Consider the following 3,317-nt stretch of genomic DNA (forward strand, 5'->3'; position numbering starts at 1 on the left):
CACCCGACGAGCGTATCGGGATTGCTATCGTTGGCTTGCCATGCCGATGTAGTTCAATGGCAGAACATCAGCTTCCCAAGCTGAATACGCGGGTTCGATTCCCGTCATCGGCTCCACTTTGACCAGCGGCGATCTGGGTAAGGGTGGGGTTGACCACGGGTCCAGCCTCCGGATGAGAGCTTCACATGTATTGGTTGAGCGCGTTGTAGTGCTGGTTGAGGTAATAGATCATCACGACTGCCAAGATCACAAGATAGGCGATGAGGGAGACGATTCCGTTACGCCGATCCAGCGAGACTGAGAGCGCCTGGGCCCTCTCGGCCAGGTTTCGGCGACTGGCCAGCACGGCGTAACCCATCGCCGCGAGGACATAGACCATCGAGATGATGTAGACCACGTCGAGCAGCGTCAGATACTCCACCGACGGCAGACTGCTGTCGGAATTCCACTGCAACGCCACGAGGGTGAGCATCGCGACCACCCCGATGTCGGTCCGGGACTCTTCCAGGCGGGCCGGCAGCAGGTAGACCAGCGCGGTGATGAGAACGACGATGAAGATCGGCAGCCTGAGTTTCACCAGATAGGGCAGAACGTCGCGGGTAACCGGCACCGCGATGACGATGCGTGAGAACTGGGTTTGCGGGTTGGCCGTCGGGTCACCGAAGTTGGTCGGGTATTTGTGACCCACAACCCGAAACGACGGTTCCCCGAGGGCGTAGCCGGGGATGGTCAAGGAACCGGAGTCGTTGACGCTGATCGGGTTGCTGTCGGGCACGTAAACCTGCTGCGAGGTGTCCCTCAACTTATCCTCAAACACCATCTCGAGGACCTGGGTGTCGAACGGGTATTTTTTCAGGCTCATCTTGCGGCTGAACACGCCCTGGTAGCGGAGCACCTGGTATTTCGAACCGTCGGACAAGTCCGCGGGGGTGGGGGCGATGGGTTCGCCTTCAAGCCCACCTGACGTCGAGGACGTGGTGTTCTGCGTGCCGTTGGAATTCATGACCTCAATCGATGTCGAGGGGTCGATCGTCGGGTCCTTCCAGCGCATCCACAGGTAGATGTCGGCGGTGAAGCTCTCCGAGGACAGGTTGATGTCTTGCAGGTCGTTGATGTAGACACCGACGGTCACTTTTTCGGGGTCGGTGTCGGGGCCGGTGTCGGCGTGGGCAGAGGCCGGCAGGCCCAGTGGGATAGCCAGGACAGCGATCAGCGCGAGCAGCATCCGAACCGCAGCCGTGGGAATTCGTTGCGAACTCCGGCGTTCCGGACCTCTCGCGCCGGCCCGGGCGATCAGCGGAGAACTGAACGAGAGGGACATGCTTTCCTTCCGAAGATCCCGCCCACCACGACAATCCGCGGCTGTCAGCGTCCTACCCCATATCGGCGATCGCCTGGCTGCGACGACAATCTAGACCAACAAGATGATTGATATCAAGTTGCATGATACCTGTTGGGATGTCGACTGCATTGGATGTCGGGCAACTTCGAGCAGCCCATGCACGCGTCGGTTCGCGCGCAGGTATCGCCCATCTGGCCGTCGGAACCCGTCGGAACCCGTCGGCCGTCGAAGTTAGCGTCGGCCACACCTATGCCTAGATCATCAACTCAATTGACATTAATCAACCTATTTGATATCAACTCAGTTGTGGAAAAACTACGTCCGGGCTCCGCTCTGCGCATCGGCAATTGACCTCGGAATGCGTTATCCCGCAACGTTATAAAGCATCAGGAGATTCGATTCCTACAACAATAAGGAGTTCAGCTGTATGTCAACGCAACACGATAAGTTCTCGAAAGTCAGTGAGCGCATCAAGCAGGTTGAGGACAATATCAAGAGTGCCGACGCCAAGCGGCGCGCCGACCTTCGGGCGCAGGTCGAGAAGGCCCATGCGCGTGCCGTCAAGCGGGCCGGGGATCTGACCGACAAGACCGACGAGATCGGCGACGAGGTGTCGGCGCGGTGGCAGACAGCCAAGGCGAACTGGAACGCCCACGTGCAGCACCTGCAGGATGCGGTGGCAGCCAAAGGGGCCGAGCTGGAACTGAATGCAGTGTTGCGCAATGCCGAGTTGGCGGAGAACTACGCGGCATCTGCTGTGGAATTCGCCCTTGCCGCTATCGATGAAGCCGAGTACGCCGTGCTGGATGCGACGCTGGCCCGAGCCGAGGCCGATGATCTCACGGTGAACAGCTGAGGCCGGCGTAGCGCCTGTCGGCGGTGAACGTCAGCATGTCGGTGTCCACCCTCGTAGCTGCGCGGGTTCCACGGCTTCACTCAGCGGCGGGCGAAAGCTGGCGCGCGTTCGGGGCGCAGACCGACGCCGACGAGGTAGGCCGGTATCACCGACAGGCCCGGTAGCCGGCGGGAGACGGCAGCGAGCGCAGCGGGCGGTTGGATGTCGTGACCGGATTGGCGGGACATGCCGCGATGCATGGCGCGCTGAAACCCCTGGGTGACGACGGTGGGCAGAGTGCGTCGCCGTTGCACAGCGGCGAGGTCTTGGGTGCGTAACCGGTGGGCGCGCAGTGGTGCTGCGAGTATCCGTGCGGCGGCGACGGCGTCCTGGATGGCCAGGTTGATCCCGACGCCGCCGGCCGGGGACATGGCGTGGGCGGCGTCGCCGATGCACAGCAGGCCGTCGGTGTACCAGCGGTCGAGGCGGTTGAGTCGGACGTCGAGGAGTTTGACCTCGTCCCAGGACACCAACGAATCCGTGGGGATCTCGGGGATGAGCGTGCTCAGATTGTGGCGGAAGGCCGAAAGGCCCTCGGCGCGCAACTCTTCATCGGCGCCCTTGGGGATGAAGTAGGCGATCTGGAAGTAGCTTTCACGCGGGATCATGATCAGTGTGTGACCGTCGGCGGTGCGCGGGATGAGTGAGTACTGTCCGTCGTGGTGGCGAGGCAGCCGAAACCACCAGATATCGAACGGGACCGGGTACTCGGTGGCGGTCAGCCCGGCGGCCTGCCGCAGTACCGAGGTCCGGCCGTCGCAGGCCACGGTGAGCTGGGCGCGCAACTCCCCCGGTCCGTCGGGGCTGCGGTAACGCACACCGACCACCTTGTCGCCTTCACGCAGCAATCCGGTTGCTTCGCAATTCATCCGCAGGGTGAAGGTGGGCTCGACGGCGGCGGCCTCGGCCAGCAGGTTCAGCAGATCCCATTGCGGCACCATCGCGACGTAGGGGTGGGGGTGACGAAGGCGGCTGAAATCGACGACAGTCCGCGGGTGTCCCCCGACATCGGAATCCGCGCGTTCGATGATGCTCTTGGGCAGGGCGGCGAAGCGCTCCCCTAATCCCAACTCGTCGTGC

General features: G+C 62.3%; 3 protein-coding genes and 1 tRNA gene. 2 read left to right on the plus strand and 2 right to left on the minus strand.

Annotated elements, in window-relative coordinates; genetic code table 11:
* The first annotated feature begins 42 nt into the window (after positions 1–42).
* Positions 43–116: transfer RNA gene (locus tag ACR2JI_RS12490), tRNA-Gly, on the plus strand.
* A gap of 65 nt (positions 117–181) precedes the next feature.
* On the opposite strand, the gene ACR2JI_RS12495 is transcribed toward ACR2JI_RS12490, so the two are convergent.
* Positions 182–1,321 carry a ligand-gated ion channel gene (locus ACR2JI_RS12495; protein WP_526390392.1) on the minus strand — a complete coding sequence of 380 codons (1,140 nt, stop codon included), beginning with the start codon at positions 1,319–1,321 and terminating at the stop codon, positions 182–184.
* A 448-nt stretch (positions 1,322–1,769) separates the two neighbouring features.
* On the opposite strand from ACR2JI_RS12495, the gene ACR2JI_RS12500 reads away from it, so the two are divergent.
* On the plus strand, positions 1,770–2,198 hold the full coding sequence (locus ACR2JI_RS12500; protein ID WP_526390393.1) for a hypothetical protein: 429 nt from the start codon (positions 1,770–1,772) through the stop codon (positions 2,196–2,198).
* Positions 2,199–2,278: 80 nt separating this feature from the next.
* On the opposite strand, the gene ACR2JI_RS12505 is transcribed toward ACR2JI_RS12500, so the two are convergent.
* Positions 2,279–3,317: FAD-dependent oxidoreductase (locus tag ACR2JI_RS12505; RefSeq protein WP_526390394.1), on the minus strand; the 1,039-nt coding region annotated here is incomplete at its 5' end.

Origin of the sequence: Mycobacterium sp. (assembly GCF_051006775.1) — a bacterium.
GTDB lineage: Bacteria > Actinomycetota > Actinomycetes > Mycobacteriales > Mycobacteriaceae > Mycobacterium.

Coding starts and splice junctions, on each gene's coding strand:
- ACR2JI_RS12495 (WP_526390392.1), bottom strand. CDS start 1,321: ATGTCCCTCTCGTTCAGTTCTCCGCTGATCGCCCGGGCCGGCGCGAGA.
- ACR2JI_RS12500 (WP_526390393.1), top strand. CDS start 1,770: ATGTCAACGCAACACGATAAGTTCTCGAAAGTCAGTGAGCGCATCAAG.